Here is a 16,821-nt window from a genome sequence, read left to right as displayed (position 1 = left end):
GGGCCATCAATCCTAGCGTGCCTGGGTTTCTGTCGAGCCGCGTCGGATGGGATGTAAATTTATACACGCCTGCTTCTGTACGGATCATGAGCAGTTGCCATAGCGTTCAAGCCTCAAATAAAAACAAAACGCCGGTAAATCCGGCGACAGGCGAAGAATTGATGACTATCGATATCGAACGCAATGCTCGACTTTCGGCCAAGCTAAAGTTCATCCCGCATCTGCGTTGGTGGATGCTCTCGCTGTTTTTACTGGGCGTCACCGTCAACTACATAACCCGCAATTCATTGGGCATCCTGGCGCCGGAACTGAAAACCACGTTCAGCATGTCGACGGAACAGTACTCGTGGGTCGTCGCCTCGTTTCAACTTGCTTACACAGTTTTCCAACCCGTCTGCGGCTGGCTGATCGATGCGATCGGGCTCAAGCTCGGCTTCGTCATATGCGCCGTCGTATGGTCAGTGATGTGCCTTCTTCATGCCGGGGCAGCGAGTTGGGTACATCTGGCGATTCTGCGTTTTTTCATGGGCGCTTCGGAGGCAGCGGCTACACCCGCCAATGCCAAGGCGATAGGGGACTGGTTTCCCAAAAAAGAACGACCTATCGCTGCGGGATGGGCGGGGGTTGGTTTTTCTCTGGGGGCGATGCTCGCCCCTCCCATCATCTATCTGGCTCATGTAAGCCTGGGCTGGCAGGGCGCATTCCTGATTTCCGGCGGGATCGGCCTGATATGGGCCGCCGTCTGGGGATGGCTCTACCACGCTCCCACTATTCATCCGCGCTTATCGCCCGATGAGTTGAAGCATATCCAACAAGACGGCGAAAAAATCGGCCAGCAAATGCCTTTTTTCAAAGCGTTGAAAAAGATTGGTCGGGACAAGCGATTTTACGGTATCGCGCTTCCCGCCTTCATGGCAGAGCCGGCATGGGCAGTCATGAGTTTCTGGGTGCCGCTGTATCTGGCCAACGAAAGAGGAATGGACCTCAAGCAAATCGTACTGTTTGCCTGGGTTCCGTTTCTGGCGGCGGATCTGGGCAGTGTCGCCAGCGGTTACCTGTCACGCGCTTACCATCGATTTTTCAAATGCACCCGGGTGAACTCGATTGTCGCCAGTTCAATCACTGGCGCGTTCCTGATGTTTTCGTTAGCCGTGATGACCCAGGTGGAAGACCCCTATGTAGCGATTGCGCTTATTTCAGTCGGCGGTTTTGGCCACCAGATTATCTCCTGCATGTTAAGTGCACTGGTCGTCGAAACGTTTGATCGGGATGAGCTGGCGACTGTGAACGGAATGCGAGGCTCATGTGCCTGGATTGCCAGCTTCATTTTTTCGCTGATCATCGGTGTCAGCGTGGACAAGATAGGATTCAACCCATTGTTCATTGCGATGGGGCTCTTTGATTTTATAGGTGCGTTTTTCATGATTTTGTTTATCGCCGACAGAGCGTCCAAACCTGAAGCGGTGCGTGCCCAATGAAGTCACTTAAAGTCTGGGAATTACAGGCCCAGGAAAAAGGCTACATCGAGCTTCTGGTCGAGGGCCGACATCTCTTCAGAATTCATATCCTCGAAGACGGTTTGGCGCGTGTCCTGCTCATGCGTGCAGGCGCGTTGGCACTGGATCGGACCTGGAGCATCGCGCCCCGGGAGGATGTCGCCTGGGAGGGCCGGGCCCGCAAGTCGTTGGCGGATTTTTCTTTGCCCGCGTACCGGGTCGAAGAATTTCAGGACCGGTTGGTACTCACGACCAGAAAACTCCGCATCACGGTGAATCGTCCGCTTTGGTTGCAATGGGAATACCATGATGGCCAGGACTGGAGGCCGTTAGTTTCGGATCGGCCCACCGGTGCCTATTCGCTTGATGCTCATGGTGAAGGCCTGGAGCATTACCAGCTTCGCGCACCGGAACATCGCTATTACGGGCTCGGCGAAAAGACCGGCGATTTGAATCGCGCCGGCAAACGCTTTGAAATGCGTAACCTGGATGCAATGGGATATGACGCTGCGAGCACTGACCCGCTGTACAAACATATCCCCTTTGTCATCACGCACCAGGAGCACGCCAGCTTCGGGATGTTCTATGACAACCTGAACACCAGCCTCTTTGATCTGGGGAACGAGCTGGATAATTATCACCGGCCCTACCGTCGGTACAAAGCGGATGCCGGTGACCTCGATTACTGGGTACTTGCAGGCCCGCGCATACTGGATGTGACGAAGGCTTTTGTTCGTCTGACCGGACGCACTCTGTTTCTGCCTAAATGGAGCCTGGGCTACAGCGGCTCGACGATGCACTACACCGATGCCGAAAATGCCCAGGAACAGTTGCTGGAGTTTCTTGATCTGTGCCGTCGGCACGATATCCCTTGTGACTCTTTCCAACTGTCATCCGGATACACCTCCATTGGCGAAAAACGTTATGTTTTCAACTGGAACCGTGAAAAGGTCCCAGACCCCAAGGCGCTTGCCCAGGCCTACCGTGATGCCGGCGTCAGGCTGGTTGCCAACATCAAGCCTTGTCTCTTGCAGGACCATCCGCGCTACGCCGAGGTAGCCAGGCGAAAGATGTTCATTGGAGACTCTGAACACGACATGCCAGAGCGCTCTGTCTTTTGGGACGATGAAGGCTCTCATCTGGACTTCACCAACCCGGACGCTGTCAGCTGGTGGCAGTCCAATGTCACAACACAGCTGTTGGAGCTGGGCATTGAATGCACGTGGAACGATAACAATGAGTTCGAGGTGTGGGACGGTGAGGCACGCTGCCACGGCTTCGGGCGCGAAATAGCAATCAAACATATCCGGCCTGTCATGGCATTGCTGATGATGAGAGCGTCTTTAGAGGCACAACAGCGGTTTTCGCCATCGGAACGGCCCTATCTCATCTCACGCTCAGGTTGCGCCGGCATGCAGCGCTACGTTCAGACCTGGAGCGGTGATAACCGAACCAACTGGAAAACCCTCCGCTACAACACCCGCATGGGCCTGGGCATGAGTCTGTCGGGGTTGTACAACGTCGGGCACGATGTAGGTGGGTTCTCGGGTAACAAGCCGGATCCGGAGCTGTTTGTCCGTTGGGTCCAGAATGGTGTGATGCATCCGCGCTTCACCATTCACTCCTGGAACGACGATGGCACCGTCAATGAGCCATGGATGCACCCAACGGTCACCGATGCGGTCCGTGACGCCATCGGGCTCCGATACAGTTTGATGCCTTACTTCTATACCTTGCTGTGGCAAGCCAGTAACGAAGATGAGCCCATCTTGCGACCTACGTTTCTTGACCACGAGCATGACCTTGAAACGTTCGAGGAAAACGACGAGTTCCTTCTTGGCCGAGACGTCCTCGTCGCCAGCGTGGTAGAGGAAGGCGCCCGCGAGCGCGAGGTGTGGTTACCCCTGAATGCGACGGGATGGTGCGACTGGCATACCGGTGACTGGTACGAAGGTGGCCAATCCGTTGTTCTGGATGCGCCTTTGGAACGTTTGCCCTTGTTGGTGCGAGGGGGCGCTGCGATACCGATCGGTGAATGCCACAAGCTTAACGATCCCTCTCTTGATCGGCGTCGCGAGCTGGTAATTTTTCCTGCGCCTTCAGGTGCCTCCAGCGGCGTGTTGTTTGAAGATGACGGCATCAGTCATGACTGGAAAAACGGCAACTGCGTTGTCATCAAATGGACCCTTGAATATGGCCTGGACTTCATTGATTTGACGATCACAAAAACGGGGGATTTTTGTCCGGCGTGGGAGCAGCTTGAGGTCTCCTTGAAGGTGACGGATGCGCGAGCCTTGAGAATCAATGGCTATAGTGGCCGCGCTTTGAAGTTGGCCGACATTCCGGAGCATGGACAACTTCATTGATTCGCTGGTAAGTCTTGCCCTCTCAGTCCAGGAGGGCAAGTCCACCGGCTCACAAGTCAAGATCCAATAATTCCTGCATCCTCTGCCCAATCGACTGCGTCAACCAAGTGGCGTGGAACGCCATTTCCGTCACCGTGATATCCACCCGAAACCGAAGCGCAATCGGCTTGCCATCGGCTCCGGTGTAGCCGACATCAAAGTGGTTCACGTTGGCGAAAGTGCTCAAGGTGTAGGGCTTGATGTAATGGATGTCGCTGTAGGGGATGCATTTCTCGGTGGTTTCCCGGGCAGGACGGCGCTGGGTGAAGGTGAGGCGTTGCTGGCTTTCGTCAAAGCAGAAGCCAAGCACCTTGGGCCCGGAGACGAGCCAGTTGATCGTACAGACGGCCGCGAACGCACTGATGAACATGAGCGCGATAATCAGCGGTTCCATAATGATCTGCTGGTGAATCGGCGACAGGCCTTCGACCTTGAACAGCATCAGGGTAAACACTGCCAGCCAGTAGGCAGGCAGGGCCAGCAAGATTGCCGCGACGTAGATCATGGTCCCCAGGAATCCCGGCCTGGATACGCCGCTTGAGCAATCCCACGTGGGCGGGTGCCGTGGCGCTGAGGTAGCGATCGGGAAGGGGGATTCGACCAGGCGCGGCGGGCGTCTGCGTTTCATGCGGCTGGCTCTTGGAAAGATATCTGGCCATTCTCGTCGTAACCGCTCACACACGCCTAGTCATTTCCGCTTGCTGTTGATGCCTGCGCCTACGCCTGGCTGCCGCTCAGGAATTGCCCGGTACTCACCACATTCGCATAGGCAAACCCCAGTGCCGACATGAACGCAGCGTGGACATGGGCCGCAGGGACGACGAGGCCGTTGAATTCCAGGTCGCGGCTGGCACAGGCATCATGCACCACCGTGACCTCATAGCCCATGTCAGCGGCAGCGCGGGTAATGCCGTCGATGCACATGTGGCTCATGCTACCTACCACCACCAACCGCTCGATGCCGTGGCGTTCAAGGACAGCTTGCAGCTCGGTTTCGCGAAACGAATTGACGAAGTGCTTGAGCACGACCGGTTCATCGGCGCGGTTGAGTACCTTGGGATGCAACTGCGCACCTTCAGAGCCGGGCGTAAAAAATGGCGCTTCGTCGGAGGTGAATTCGTGACGGATGTGCACGACCTGGTTTCCGGCCTGGCGAAACGCCTCGATCAACCTGGCGGCGTTATCGGCGGCGGTCTCTGCACCGACCAAAGGCCATTTTCCTTGGGGGAAGTAGTCGTTCTGGATATCTACGACGATGAGCGCTTGCTTGGACATGGGGTCTTCCTCGTTTAAGTCAGGATGTGGCGCCAGTATTGGCGTTTGTCCGGGTTTCGAGGATTGGCCGTAACGACAATAAGCGGGGGAAAACTGACAATGCGGCAATGGCGCTGCATTGTCAGGCTCGGTTCACCAGTTATAAGTCAGGCTTGTCGTCATGGTTCGACCATCGCCGTAGTAGCAGTCCCAGTTGCTGGTACAGCGTGCCACGTACTTCTTGTCGGCGAGGTTTTCCACGTTCATGTCGACCTTTACGCCCTTGAGGCCCAGCGGCGATTGGCCAAGGTCGTAGGAGAGGCGCGCGTCGTAAACAGTAAAGGACGGCACATCGAAGGAGGGCGCGGTGGCAGTGCCCGGGTATTCGGTTCCCGGACTGCTGCGCACATAACGGACACCAAGCCCGGCACCGAATCCGGCCAGCGGGGTATCGCCCAGGAACGTGTAGTTGACCCAGGCGGAGGCGGTCAGCGGCGAGATGCCGGCCAGATGGTTGCCTTGGCGGCCATCATTATCCTTGGTGTATTCAATATCGTTGCGCGAGACCGAAGCGATGACGTCCAGTGATTTGTTCAGGCTGGCCTTGCCTTCCAGTTCGATACCCGTCGAGCGCACGGCGCCGGTCTGGCCGTTGAAGCCCGGGTTGTCCAGGTCGGTGGTCAGCATGTTCTCCTGGTCCAGTTGATAAACGGATAACTGCACAAAACTCTGCTGTCCTGGCGGCTGGAACTTGAGGCCTATTTCATACTGCTTGCCGGTGGTGGCCTCGAACGGTTTGCCGGACACATCACGGCCGCTCACCGGCTGGAATGACTCGGCATAGCTGATGAACGGAGCCAGGCCGTTGTCGAACAGGTATACCAGGCCGGCGCGCCCGGTGAAGGCACTGTCGCGGACATTGCTGTGGGCGCCGCTGACCGGTTCCTTGTTGTCCACTTCGGTCCAGTCATAGCGGCCACCCAACACCAGCACCCATTGGTCGAACTTGATCTGGTCCTGCATGTACAGGCCGGTCTGGGTGATGGTGTTGTCCCATCGGTACAGATTGCCGAAATTGAGAGGTTGGCCATGGACCGGGTTGAAGATGTCGATGATCGGCGGGTTGTAGTCGTACAGCCCTTTGAATTTTGAGTTGAACCGGTAGTAGTCCAGGCCGGTGATCAGGGTGTGTTTCAGGGGGCCGCTGTCAAATTCGGCCTGGGCGATATTGTCCACGCCGAAGACCTTGTTGGTCTGCGACCAGTCGACGCCGTAGCGGGTCATGTAGCGTTTGTCGTCGGCGCCGGTGACGGGGTTGTTGACGAAGCGATAGCCATGCAGCGGGGCGGTGTAATGGTCGTCCACCACGGCATAACGAGCGTTCTGCTTCAAGGTCCAGACATCGTCCAGGCGATGGCTCAGCTCATAGCCCAGGGCATATTGGTTGCGCTTGTAGTCATTCACGCCGGGCTCGCCCAGGAAAAGGTTTCGCGAAACCTTGCCGTTGGGGTTGTTGAACACCGTCCCCAGGGCGGGCAATCCTTGCGCTTCCGGAACCGCGTCATCGCGTTGGTACTGGGCGAACAGGGTCAGGCTGGTGTCTTCGTTGGGCAGCCAGGTCAGGCTCGGCGCGAGGAATTGACGTTTCTGCTGGGCATAGTCGATGCTCGAATTGCTGTCGTTGACCAGCCCGGTCAAGCGATACAGCAGCTTGCCTTGCTCATCCAGGGGCCCGCCGATATCCACGCCGACACCCATCTGGTCGTAGCTGCCCGCCTTCAACACCACTTCGTGGACGGGTTCGAGGGTTGGCCGCTTGCTGACCATGTTGACGATGCCGCCAGGCTGGTTCTGACCGTACAGCACGGAGGCCGGTCCTTTGAGCACTTCAATGCGCTCCAGCGAGTACGGTTCGATCTGCAGCGCGCCGCCGGTGCTGCCTCCGCCGTATGGCAAGTGCAGGCCGTCCAGATACAAAGGCACTGGGGTTATGCCGCGAGATGTCGGCTCGTCGAAAATCTTCACCCGGTCGGAGAAGCCGCCGCCAGTGATGCCTGGCGTGTAGCGCAACGCTTGGGTGACGGTTTGGGCGCCTCGGGCCTTGATCTCGTCAGCCGTGACCACGTTGATGGTTTGCGGCACCTCCACCAGGGCGCTGTCGGTCTTGCTGCCCGTGGCGCTGCGCGTGGCGACGATGCCATCGACGGGCCCCCAGGGGTTTTCGCCAAGGTTGCGGGCACCGATCAGTGTGGCGTCCAGTTGCAAGGTTGCGCTGTCGGGTGCGAGCTGCAGAGACCAGGCGTTGCCGCTGTTGACGGCCTGCAAGCCCGAGCCCGCCAATAGACGCTGCAGCGCCCCGGGAATGTTGAATTGCCCGTGGAGCCCCGGCGTGCTCTTGCCGGTGGTCAGTTGCGCGTCCACCGACAGCAACACACCGGCTGTCCTGGCGAATTGGTTCAACGCCTGGTCGAGCTGGCCCGCGGCGATATCGTACTGGCGAACATAATCGATGTTGGCGGGCTCAGCCTGGGCTGTTGCGCAGAACATTGGCGTTGCAGCCAGGGCACCGAGGAACAAACCGTTGCGCAAGAAATGGAGAGGGGCTTGGACGGGCACTGCGATACTCCCTGGCGATAGCAATTGAAGGGTTTCAGAGCTATCCCGTATCAACAGGAAAAACCGACAATGCCCGGCGAAAAAATCACGTGAGACGCTTCACCGTGATCCAATAACGCGTTGCCTGGTGGACACGCACGGGCAGCGAGCGGGCCAGCGCCGCCAGGATGGCGTCGGTGTCGGCCAGAGGAAATACACCGGTGATCAGCAACGGGGCGGCGGCCGGATCGCAGCGCAGGATGCCGGGCCGGTAGCGGCTCAGTTGCGACAGAAACTGACCCAGCGGCTGGCGCTCGGCGATCAGGTGGCCCTCGCTCCAGGCGCCGGCGTTTGGGTCGGTGGCGGTGACGACACCGAGTCGGTCCTGGTCGAACCAGAGACTCTGGCCTCCCACCAGCCTTTGGGCCGCAGCGGCGATAGGCCGTACTTCCAGCATTCCCGTGTAAAGGTCGACTCGGATGCCTTGCTGGGCCTCGGCCACGCAGAAGCGCGTGCCCAGCGCCTGTATCTCGCCTGCCCCGGTCTGCACGATCAACGGCCGCTGGAGGTACTCGGGTTTGTGTCCGGTCTCCAGCAGGATGGCCCCCTTGATCAGGCGAATGCGTCGATGGCTGGCAGAAAAACGCACGTCCACGGCGCTGTCGGTATCCAGGTCCAGGCGCGTGCCGTCCTCCAGCGTCAGCCGACGGATCTCGCCGACCGCCGTGTGTTGATCGGCCAATGCGCCGCGCCAGGGTTTCTGGCTGTGCAGCGAATAACCGGTTGCGCCAGTGACCAGCATCAGCGAAAGCAACTTGAGCATGTCCCGCCGCGAGCGCTGCGGCGCATCCTTGAGCACGGCCTGAGCGCAGTCGCGCGGGACGCGACCCAAGGTCTGCTGCAGATCCTGCAAGCGCTGCCAGGCCCTGGCGTGTTCGGCATCGGCGCGCTGCCACAGGACAAACGCCCGCTGTTGAGCGTCAGTCATCTCGCCGCCCCAATGCAGCATCAGCCACTCGCTCGCCTGTTCGACGACGGCCGGGGAAACCGGAAGCTCGGCGCGGCGATTCATTCTTCGTAGACCGTCTGGTAGCAGGCCAGGATGGCGCGGGTCATGTATTTTTGTACGGAGCTGACGGTGACTTGCAGGCGTTCGGCAATTTGCGCATAGCCCAGGCCTTCGAATTGCGACAGCAGGAAGGCCGTCCGCACATTGCCTGGCATGCGGTCGAGCATCGCGTCGATTCTCTGAAGCGTTTCGAGAATGATTGCTCGTGTCTCCAGGCAAGGCGTCTGGGGTTCGGGCAAATGAGCGATACTTTCAAGGTAGGCCCGTTCGATTCGCTGTCGACGCCACTGATCGATCACCAGGTTGCGGGCGATCTGGGTCAGGTAACTGCGACCTTCCACTACCCCGGGAATACGTCCGGAAACCAGCAGGCGCAGGAATGTGTCTTGCGCGATGTCCGCCGCGTGGTCATGGTTGCCCAGCTTTCGACGCAACCAGGCGTGCAGCCAGCCGTGATGATCGCGGTAGAGTTCATGCAGTTGAGCGTTGCCATTGGAAGTTGCTGACATGACGGGCTCGTCGGGAAGGTGTTAATGATAGGTATTATCATTACACTTTCATTTGGCCTTTGAAAGCCGACCGATGGAACTCTGGTGCGTAGCAGGGATTTGCAACGATTGGTTGAAAAAAAGACTGGGAAACTGACATGGCGCAGGAACAGGCATTCGTCGAACTCGGCGTGCTGATCTACCCCGGCGCGCAAATGGCCGCGGTGCATGGTTTGACCGATCTGTTTGCCGTGGCGGATGGCATTGCGGCGGAGCATGCCAGTGTGCAACTGCCGCGGCTACGCGTGAGCCACTGGCAAACGGCGGGCGGAGAAATGCCGCTGCGGGTGTTTGCCAGTGATGCCGGTCCGCATGCGCCATTGGTCGCCTTGTTGATCCCACCGTCCATTGCCGGCTTCAATGAAGCTGTCGCAACACAGACGCTGATGGATTGGCTCCGGGCGCAACACGCTAGCGGCACGGTACTGGGCGGGGTTTGCGTCGGCTCCATCCTGCTGGCCGAAAGCGGTTTGCTGGATGGGCGTAGTGCCACGACCCACTGGACCTCGGCCAAGACCTTCGCGGCACGTTATCCGAAGATCAAGCTCAACGCCGATAAACCCATTGTCGACGACGGCGACCTGATCACCACCGCCGGGCTCATGGCCTGGTCGGAGCTCGGGCTGCGGCTGGTGGACCGCTTGCTCGGCCCCGGCATCGCCACACGCACCGCACAGTTTCTGGTGATCGAGCACAGCGACAGCGCGAGCCAGTGCGGCAGCAATTTCGCGCCGATCCTGGGTCACGGCGACGCAGCGATCCTGAAGGTCCAGCACTGGCTGCAACGCAGCGGCGCGGTGGATGTTTCCCTTGGCGCGATGGCCGAACAGGCCGGGCTGGAGGAACGCACGTTCCTGCGCCGGTTTCGCGCGGCTACCGGCCTCAAACCCACCGAATACTGTCAGCACCTGCGGGTCGGCAAGGCGCGGGAAATGCTGGAGTACACCAACGGTACCATCGACCACATTGCCTGGACCGTCGGTTATCAGGATCCTTCTGCCTTTCGAGCGACGTTCAAGAAAATCACCGGGCTGGCGCCGAGTGATTACCGGGCAAGGTTCGGGGTGAACCCGAGTGCTGCCAAAAGCTGACACGGAGCCTCTGCGGCGAGGGAGCTTGCTCCCGCTGGGGGTGAAGCCTCCCAATAATGTGCACCGCGGTGTGTCAGTTTAAAGTTGGGGCTGCTGTGCAGCCCAGCGGGAGCAAGCTCCCTCGCCACGGGAAAATGCTGGCTCGGGGTGTCGTGCAAATTGCCGGACATCCGCTTGCAGTCGTGCAGAATGAAACAGGCCGGGTGCCACATCATCCGTTCATTCCCCCGTTTCCTTGACCGTTCGTCCCCCGCCGTGCCGTTGGCCTGATCTCTGCAATCCTTATAGCTACGGCTATTTAGCGCAGTTGAAAGGACAACGCATGACTCAGATCCATCGTGACAAATGTGTAGTGGCCCACTCGGTCAATCCCCAGGCACCCCTGCATGAAGTCGAGACCAATCGGGCGCTGGCGCGCTGGCTGGCGAATATCCTTGGCCTGGAGTTCGGCGGCAACTATGACAGCCGGAACCACGCCGGGCGGGATCTGTACCTGTTGCCTACGCAAACCCTGATCGGTCCCGAGGCTGCGTTGCGTCTGGGCGTCAAGGGACCGGACGATCTTTGGGGCGGTTACGTCGACCACGATTTCATCTGCACCAAGGCGATTGCCCATGGTCTGTTGAATAAGGATGCGGTCGCGCCGAAGGGCTGGTCACCGCTTTTCGCCAAGCTGACCCGGGGCGTTGTGCTCGACGGCATCAGCGTATTTTCGCTCAAGGATGCGCGCCAGGCCGCCGAACATCTGCTCTACGCCGGGCCGATTCGCTTCAAGCCAATCCATGCTTGCGCCGGACGTGGCCAGCGAGTCATCCGGAGCATCGGGCAATTCGATGAAATCGTCGCGGCTCCAGACGCCCAGGCATTGTTCAGCGAGGGAATCGTGCTGGAACAGAATCTCAGTGAGGTCAAGACCCAGAGCGTCGGCCAAAGCTTTATCAACGGCAAGGTCTTGAGCTACTGCGGCGTGCAGCACCTGACCCACGACAACGAAGGGGAAGAGGTCTACGGCGGCTCCGACCTGCTGGTGGCGCAAGGGGGCTACATCGAGCTTCTCGGCCTGGAATTGCCGGACGATGTGCGCGAAGCGGTCCGGCTGGCGCAGGTATTCGATGACGCCGCCAACCAGGCTTTCCCCACGTTCTTTGCTTCGCGGCGCAACTACGACATTGCCCAGGGGACGGATACCGGGGGCCAGCCTCGCGGTGGCGTGCTGGAGCAGTCCTGGCGAATGGGCGGCGCCAGCAGCGCGGAACTGGCTGCCCTGCAGGTGTTCGTCGAGGACCCATCGATCCGCGCGGTTCGGGTGTCCTCAGTCGAAACCTACACGGACCAACCGCTGCCGCCCGGCGCCACGGAGGTTTATCGCGGCGCTGCGGAAAATGGTGATTTCCTACTCAAATACGTAACGGTTCAATCCTATGACGGCTAGAAGCGAAACCATCCAGATTGCGATTGATGATGAACACATGAATGGAACCTTCCTCAGCCCCAAGTCGAAGGTTCCCGGTGTGTTGTTCGTACACGGTTGGGGCGGCAGCCAGGAGCGAGATCTCGAGCGGGCCAAAGGCATCGCCGGCCTGGGCTGCGTGTGCCTGACCTTCGACTTGCGCGGCCACACCGGTGGGGCCGGGATTCCGCTGTCGCGGGTCACGCGCGAGGACAACCTGCGGGACTTGCTGGCGGCCTATGACCGGTTGCTCGCCCACCCGGCCCTGGACACCTCGGCGATCGCGGTGGTCGGTACCAGCTACGGTGGTTACCTGGCCTCTATCCTTACCTCATTGCGACCGGTGCGCTGGCTGGCCCTGCGGGTGCCGGCGCTGTACCGCGACGAGCAGTGGCACACGCCCAAGCGCGACCTCGACAAGGCTGACTTGCTCGATTACCGCAGCACCCTGGTGCACGCCGATACCAACCGGGCCTTGCACGCCTGCGCGCAATTCACCGGCGATGTGTTGCTGGTGGAGTCGGAGACGGACGACCATGTGCCCCACGCCACGATCATGAGCTACCGGGCCGCCTGCCAGCAGACTCACTCGTTGACTCATCGGATCATCGACGGCGCCGACCATTCCCTGAGTGACCCCGTGTCACAACAGGCCTACACCTCGATCCTGGTGAGCTGGATCACGGAGATGGTGGTGGGCGAGCGGTTGAGCATCATTCAGGAGCGGTAGACAGATGGTGTCCTGGCGGGCCCCTTCGCGAGCAGGCTCGCTCCCACAGGGCAATGCATTTCAAATGTGGGAGCGAGCCTGCTCCGGGCGGCGATCCGACGAAGGCGCCATGCCAGGCGCCGCATCACTTGAGCCCAGGCTTGACCCGTAACGCCTTGGCCTTCGCCTCGATCACCAGATACATCACCACGGTAATCAGCAATGGCAGGATGAAGTAGATCGCCCGGTAGGCAATCAGCCCCGCGATCAGGCTGCCTCGCGACACTTCATGCTGCAGCAGCGCGACGAACACCGCTTCCAGCACTCCGAGCCCGGCGGGGATATGGGTAATCACCCCGGCGATGCTGCTGATCAACAACACCCCCAGCACCACGGGATAGTCCAGTTTGCTCGGCAGCAAGGTGAAGATCACCGCTGCCATCAGCGACCAGTTCAGCGCGCCCAGTGCCAATTGCAGGACGGCCATGCGCAGGGACGGCAGATTGATTTCCATACCGCGAATCGTCCAGGCCCGGCGCCTGGAGAAACGGCAGGCCGCCAGGTAACCGGCACTGGCCAGTATCAGCAGCACGCCGACGCCTTGCAGCGCGTTGCTGCTCAGTTTCCAACCCGGCGGCATGGTCACCAGGCCGCTGCTGAACACCACGCCGGCCAGGGTCATGTAGCCGAACCAGTTGGTGGCCAGGCTCAGGCCGAGGATCTTGGCGATGTTGCCAGTGCTGACGCCGAGCCGCGAATACAGCCGATAGCGCATGGCGATGCCGCCGACCCAGGCACTGAGATTCAGGTTGAAGGCGTAACTGATCACTCCCACCGGCAGGATCTGCCGCCAGCCGAGTTTCTGCCGGATGTAGGTGCGACCGATCAAGTCGAAGCAGGCGTAGGTGATGAAACTGGTGATCGTCAACGCGGCGGCGATCAGCAGTGTGCGCAGCTTGAAATCCGCCAGGGTGGCGAATACTTCGGACCAGTCGATGCGGCGCGCCAACGCGGTGAACAGCACAATCAGCAGCAGGAAAAAAGCCAACGTCAGCGGGCGTTTCCAGCGGCTCCAGCGCGACTTCGGCTTGGCCTGTTCCGGCGCCTGGGCGTCTCTCGGCGCGGTGTGCGCTTCAGAGTGGTTCATGGGGTTCGCTCCGGACCGCCGTCGGCGGTGAAAAAGGTTTCAGACGCGGTTTATGGGCCGGCAGCCATCCGGCCCAGGCCGGGAAGTGACGCAGGAAGTGGAACACCATGAAACCGATGGTCATGCGCCAGAGCAGCCCGCGCGGCGCGTGGTTCTCGGGCATGATGGTGCAATGGGTGCGGCTCAAGTGATCGAGGCGGTCGAACAGCTCGCGGTTGAACGCACGGTCGCGGATCAGCACGTTGGCTTCCAGGTTCAGGGACAGGCTCAACGGGTCGAGGTTGCTCGAGCCGACGGTGCTCCAGTCCTCATCCACCAGGGCGACCTTGCCGTGCAGCGGCCGCTCGCAATATTCATAGATCGTCACGCCGGCCTTGAGCAGATAGTCGTAGAGCATCCGCGCGGCAAGCTTGGCGATCATCATGTCCGGTTGCCCCTGCAGGATCAGCCGCACCTCCACGCCACGCCGGGCGGCGTTGCGGATCTCGCGCAGCAACCGGTAGCCGGGGAAGAAATAGGCATTGGCGATCACTACCCGCCGCTGGGCGCTGCGCAGCACTTGCAGGTAGACCTCCTCGATGTCGGTCTGGTGCTCGTGGTTGTCGCGATAGACCAGGCGCACCTGGCCGTCATGATCATTGAACGCCAATTCGGTGCGACGGCTGCGGCGACGTTGCCACCAGTATTTGGCCCGAGCCGGCCGCCCGGTCTGGAGCAGCGCAAAATGGTGGATATCCACCACCGCCGGGCCCTTGATTTCCACGGAGTAATCCTGCTTGGCCTCGGGACCGAAGTCGCCCAGGTGGTCGGCGGAGAAATTGATCCCGCCGATAAATGCGATCACACCGTCCACCACGACGATCTTGCGGTGCAGGCGGCGGAACCAGTTGGTGCGGATGCCCAGGTGCCTCGGAGCCGGGTCGAACATCTGCAGGCGCACCCCGGCCTCGCTCAACGACGCGAGAAACCCGGTGGTCAGTTCGCCGCAACCGAAACCGTCGAGATTGACGGTAATACGCACTCCCCGCTTGGCCGCATCCACCAGCAGGTCGCGCAGTTCAAAGCCGACCTTGTCCTCGAACAGAATGAAAGTCTCCAGGAGAATTTCTTCCTGGGCACGGCGAATCGCCTCGAAAACCCGTGGGAAATATTCCTCGCCATTTTCCAGCAGCGTGACACGGTTGTTGCCGTGCCAGCCGTATTCGATATCGTTCAGCGCCGGGTTGCTCTCGGTCGGCGGGACCTCGATCTTTTCCACCGTTGCCTTGTTCATCGTCGCGCTCATAATTCGATCTCCACCGACAGCGGTGCGTGGTCGGAAAGGTGCGACCAGGGACGTACATTCAATACTTTGGCGTGATGGGCCTTGAGGTTGCGCACGTAGATGCGGTCCAGGCGCAGGATCGGCAGGCGTGCCGGAAAACTGCGGGCCGGCTTGCCCCATTGTTCGGCGAACACTTCCCGCAGGCCGCAGGGGGCGAGCAGGTCATTGGCCTTGCCGCGCCAATCGTTGAAGTCACCGGCGACAATCACTGGCGCTTCAGGCGGCAGCTCACTCAGGCGCTGGCAAAGCAGTTTCAACTGCTCGACGCGATGACCTTCGCGCAACCCCAGGTGCACACAGATCGCATGCACGTCCTGGCCTTCGCCACCCGGCAGACGCAGCACGCTGTGGAGCATGCCGCGGCTCTCGTGGCCGCTGATGGAGACGTCGAGGTTCTCGTGGCGAATGATCTGGAATTTCGACAGCAACGCGTTGCCATGGTCGCCCGCCGGGTACACCGCGTTGCGCCCGTAGGCGAACTGCGGCCAGAGGGTATCGGCGAGAAACTCGTATTGCGGGATGCTTGGCCAGTTGCTGTAGCGCTGGGGGTGGTGCTCGTGGGTGCCATGCACTTCTTGCAGGAACACCACGTCGGCGGAAACGCTGCGCACGGCTTCGCGCAGCTCCGGCAGGATGAAACGCCGGTTCAGGGCGGTGAACCCCTTGTGTGTATTGACCGTCAGGACGGTGAAGCGGCTGACCCTTTCGAAATCCCGCAACGATTGCTGGGTCGGGTCACGGGTGGCTTCGCTGGATTCTGGTGTAGTCATGGCAATACCCCTTCGGCCGGGCGCACGCCGGGAGCGGTGGCGAGATGCTTGTCCAGGTCGAAGCGCTCCAGCAGGTGGCGCGCGTCATACGGCGCGCGGACTTTGATGTCGTTGTCGAAATAGCAGAACACTTCCCGGCTCTTGCGCGCCCGGGGTTTCTTTTTCGGATCGATCAGGTGGGCGTCACTCGGCTGAGTGCCGTGGCTCCAGGCTTCGATCCGATCGCCCCAGCGCTTCAGCGCCTCGTCGGTATAGCCGCTGGCGTACAGCTCTTCGGCGCCGTGCAGGCGCAGATAGACGAAATCGCTGGTGACGTCCTCGCGATACGGCCATTTTCCAGCGGTATCCGCCACCACCAGGGCGACGTCGTAACGTTTGAGCAGGGAGACGAAGCGTGGATCGATAAAGCTCTCATGACGGATTTCGACGGCATGGCGCAGCGCACGCTTCTTGTCGGTCGTTGTGCTGGCGTGGCCGTCCAGACGCGGTTCGTGCTCGCGCGCCAGCGCGGCGGCGGCTTCGGTGTCGTGGGGCAGTTGCTTGAGGAAGTCTTCGAAGAGCTCGGGGTCGAATTTGAAGCTCGGCGGAAACTGCCAGAGGATGGCCCCGAGTTTTTCCTTGAGCTCCAGCACCCCGGAGGCGAAGAAGTTCGCCAGCGGCTTGTGGATGTCCCGCAGGCGCTTGATGTGGGTGATGAACCTTGGCGCCTTGACGCTGAAGACGAAGTCGTCCGGCGTCTCGGCGTGCCACTGGGCATACCGTTCGGGACGTTGCAGGGCGTAGAACGATCCATTGATTTCGATGCTGTTGACCGCGCGAGAGGCGAATTGCAGTTCCCGCTTCTGAGCCAGCCCCTTGGGGTAGAAATCCCCCCGCCAAGGCGTGTAGCGCCAACCGGAAATACCAATGTGGATCGCCGTCATGTATCCCTCCCGTGCCAATGACCTCGTACCGCCTGTGTCT

The 16,821-nt window shown here is 60.3% G+C and carries 14 protein-coding genes; 5 read left to right on the top strand and 9 right to left on the bottom strand.

Annotated features, from left to right (window positions below; translation table 11 throughout):
• Positions 1-161: 161 nt before the first annotated feature.
• Both J3P91_RS24425 and J3P91_RS24420 read left to right on the top strand, forming a co-directional pair.
• Entirely contained in the window at positions 162-1,478 is a 1,317-nt protein-coding gene (locus tag J3P91_RS24425; protein WP_434601986.1) for an MFS transporter, read from the top strand.
• On the top strand, positions 1,475-3,862 hold the full coding sequence (locus J3P91_RS24420; protein ID WP_434601985.1) for a TIM-barrel domain-containing protein: 2,388 nt from the start codon (positions 1,475-1,477) through the stop codon (positions 3,860-3,862). The genes J3P91_RS24425 and J3P91_RS24420 overlap by 4 nt, the downstream gene beginning before the upstream one ends.
• Before the next feature lie 49 nt (positions 3,863-3,911).
• Here J3P91_RS24420 and J3P91_RS24415 read toward each other — a convergent pair whose 3' ends face one another.
• From J3P91_RS24415 to J3P91_RS24395, 5 genes are all read right to left on the bottom strand, one after another.
• Complete coding sequence (locus J3P91_RS24415; RefSeq protein WP_434601984.1) at positions 3,912-4,406, bottom strand: hypothetical protein; 495 nt, start codon at positions 4,404-4,406, stop codon at positions 3,912-3,914.
• A gap of 212 nt (positions 4,407-4,618) precedes the next feature.
• Entirely contained in the window at positions 4,619-5,176 is a 558-nt protein-coding gene (locus J3P91_RS24410; protein ID WP_434601983.1) for a cysteine hydrolase family protein, read from the bottom strand.
• Between the two features lie 132 nt (positions 5,177-5,308).
• Positions 5,309-7,702, bottom strand: coding sequence for a TonB-dependent siderophore receptor (locus tag J3P91_RS24405; protein WP_434605215.1), 2,394 nt, complete (start codon positions 7,700-7,702; stop codon positions 5,309-5,311).
• A 154-nt stretch (positions 7,703-7,856) separates the two neighbouring features.
• Positions 7,857-8,822 (bottom strand): FecR domain-containing protein, encoded by a 966-nt coding sequence (locus J3P91_RS24400; RefSeq protein ID WP_434601982.1) that lies wholly within the window; start codon positions 8,820-8,822, stop codon positions 7,857-7,859.
• Positions 8,819-9,328 (bottom strand): sigma-70 family RNA polymerase sigma factor, encoded by a 510-nt coding sequence (locus J3P91_RS24395; protein ID WP_434571494.1) that lies wholly within the window; start codon positions 9,326-9,328, stop codon positions 8,819-8,821. The genes J3P91_RS24400 and J3P91_RS24395 overlap by 4 nt, the downstream gene beginning before the upstream one ends.
• Positions 9,329-9,465: 137 nt before the next feature.
• On the opposite strand from J3P91_RS24395, the gene J3P91_RS24390 reads away from it, so the two are divergent.
• From J3P91_RS24390 to J3P91_RS24380, 3 genes are all read left to right on the top strand, one after another.
• Entirely contained in the window at positions 9,466-10,458 is a 993-nt protein-coding gene (locus J3P91_RS24390; RefSeq protein WP_434601981.1) for a GlxA family transcriptional regulator, read from the top strand.
• Positions 10,459-10,780: 322 nt separating this feature from the next.
• Positions 10,781-11,890: a DUF3182 family protein gene (locus J3P91_RS24385; RefSeq protein ID WP_434601980.1), complete on the top strand. Its 1,110-nt coding sequence runs from the start codon at positions 10,781-10,783 to the stop codon at positions 11,888-11,890.
• Positions 11,880-12,638 (top strand): alpha/beta hydrolase family protein, encoded by a 759-nt coding sequence (locus J3P91_RS24380; protein WP_434571500.1) that lies wholly within the window; start codon positions 11,880-11,882, stop codon positions 12,636-12,638. Before J3P91_RS24385 ends, J3P91_RS24380 begins: the two co-directional genes overlap by 11 nt.
• A gap of 124 nt (positions 12,639-12,762) precedes the next feature.
• Here J3P91_RS24380 and J3P91_RS24375 read toward each other — a convergent pair whose 3' ends face one another.
• The 4 genes from J3P91_RS24375 to J3P91_RS24360 are packed head-to-tail and all read right to left on the bottom strand — an operon-like array spanning position 12,763 to position 16,781.
• Positions 12,763-13,764, bottom strand: a complete 1,002-nt coding sequence (locus J3P91_RS24375; RefSeq protein WP_434601979.1) for a lysylphosphatidylglycerol synthase domain-containing protein — start codon at positions 13,762-13,764, stop codon at positions 12,763-12,765.
• Entirely contained in the window at positions 13,751-15,049 is a 1,299-nt protein-coding gene (gene clsB / locus J3P91_RS24370; RefSeq protein ID WP_434571504.1) for a cardiolipin synthase ClsB, read from the bottom strand. The genes J3P91_RS24375 and clsB overlap by 14 nt, the downstream gene beginning before the upstream one ends.
• Positions 15,046-15,858, bottom strand: coding sequence for an endonuclease/exonuclease/phosphatase family protein (locus tag J3P91_RS24365; RefSeq protein ID WP_305498461.1), 813 nt, complete (start codon positions 15,856-15,858; stop codon positions 15,046-15,048). The genes clsB and J3P91_RS24365 overlap by 4 nt, the downstream gene beginning before the upstream one ends.
• Positions 15,855-16,781 carry a DUF72 domain-containing protein gene (locus J3P91_RS24360; RefSeq protein ID WP_434601978.1) on the bottom strand — a complete coding sequence of 309 codons (927 nt, stop codon included), beginning with the start codon at positions 16,779-16,781 and terminating at the stop codon, positions 15,855-15,857. The genes J3P91_RS24365 and J3P91_RS24360 overlap by 4 nt, the downstream gene beginning before the upstream one ends.
• Positions 16,782-16,821 lie beyond the last annotated feature (40 nt).

It is taken from the genome of Pseudomonas sp. Z4-7 (assembly GCF_051131965.1).
Classification (GTDB): Bacteria; Pseudomonadota; Gammaproteobacteria; order Pseudomonadales; family Pseudomonadaceae; genus Aquipseudomonas.
This window is presented reverse-complemented; position numbering and strand designations above follow the sequence as displayed.

Excerpts from the sequence above, each read along its gene's own strand:
- J3P91_RS24360 (WP_434601978.1), bottom strand. The coding sequence starts at position 16,781 with ATGACGGCGATCCACATTGGTATTTCCGGTTGGCGCTACACGCCTTGG.
- J3P91_RS24365 (WP_305498461.1), bottom strand. The coding sequence starts at position 15,858 with ATGACTACACCAGAATCCAGCGAAGCCACCCGTGACCCGACCCAGCAA.
- J3P91_RS24420 (WP_434601985.1), top strand. The coding sequence starts at position 1,475 with ATGAAGTCACTTAAAGTCTGGGAATTACAGGCCCAGGAAAAAGGCTAC.
- J3P91_RS24425 (WP_434601986.1), top strand. The coding sequence starts at position 162 with ATGACTATCGATATCGAACGCAATGCTCGACTTTCGGCCAAGCTAAAG.
- J3P91_RS24380 (WP_434571500.1), top strand. The coding sequence starts at position 11,880 with ATGACGGCTAGAAGCGAAACCATCCAGATTGCGATTGATGATGAACAC.
- J3P91_RS24395 (WP_434571494.1), bottom strand. The coding sequence starts at position 9,328 with ATGTCAGCAACTTCCAATGGCAACGCTCAACTGCATGAACTCTACCGC.
- clsB (WP_434571504.1), bottom strand. The coding sequence starts at position 15,049 with ATGAGCGCGACGATGAACAAGGCAACGGTGGAAAAGATCGAGGTCCCG.
- J3P91_RS24400 (WP_434601982.1), bottom strand. The coding sequence starts at position 8,822 with ATGAATCGCCGCGCCGAGCTTCCGGTTTCCCCGGCCGTCGTCGAACAG.
- J3P91_RS24375 (WP_434601979.1), bottom strand. The coding sequence starts at position 13,764 with ATGAACCACTCTGAAGCGCACACCGCGCCGAGAGACGCCCAGGCGCCG.
- J3P91_RS24415 (WP_434601984.1), bottom strand. The coding sequence starts at position 4,406 with ATGATCTACGTCGCGGCAATCTTGCTGGCCCTGCCTGCCTACTGGCTG.
- J3P91_RS24405 (WP_434605215.1), bottom strand. The coding sequence starts at position 7,702 with ATGTTCTGCGCAACAGCCCAGGCTGAGCCCGCCAACATCGATTATGTT.
- J3P91_RS24390 (WP_434601981.1), top strand. The coding sequence starts at position 9,466 with ATGGCGCAGGAACAGGCATTCGTCGAACTCGGCGTGCTGATCTACCCC.
- J3P91_RS24385 (WP_434601980.1), top strand. The coding sequence starts at position 10,781 with ATGACTCAGATCCATCGTGACAAATGTGTAGTGGCCCACTCGGTCAAT.
- J3P91_RS24410 (WP_434601983.1), bottom strand. The coding sequence starts at position 5,176 with ATGTCCAAGCAAGCGCTCATCGTCGTAGATATCCAGAACGACTACTTC.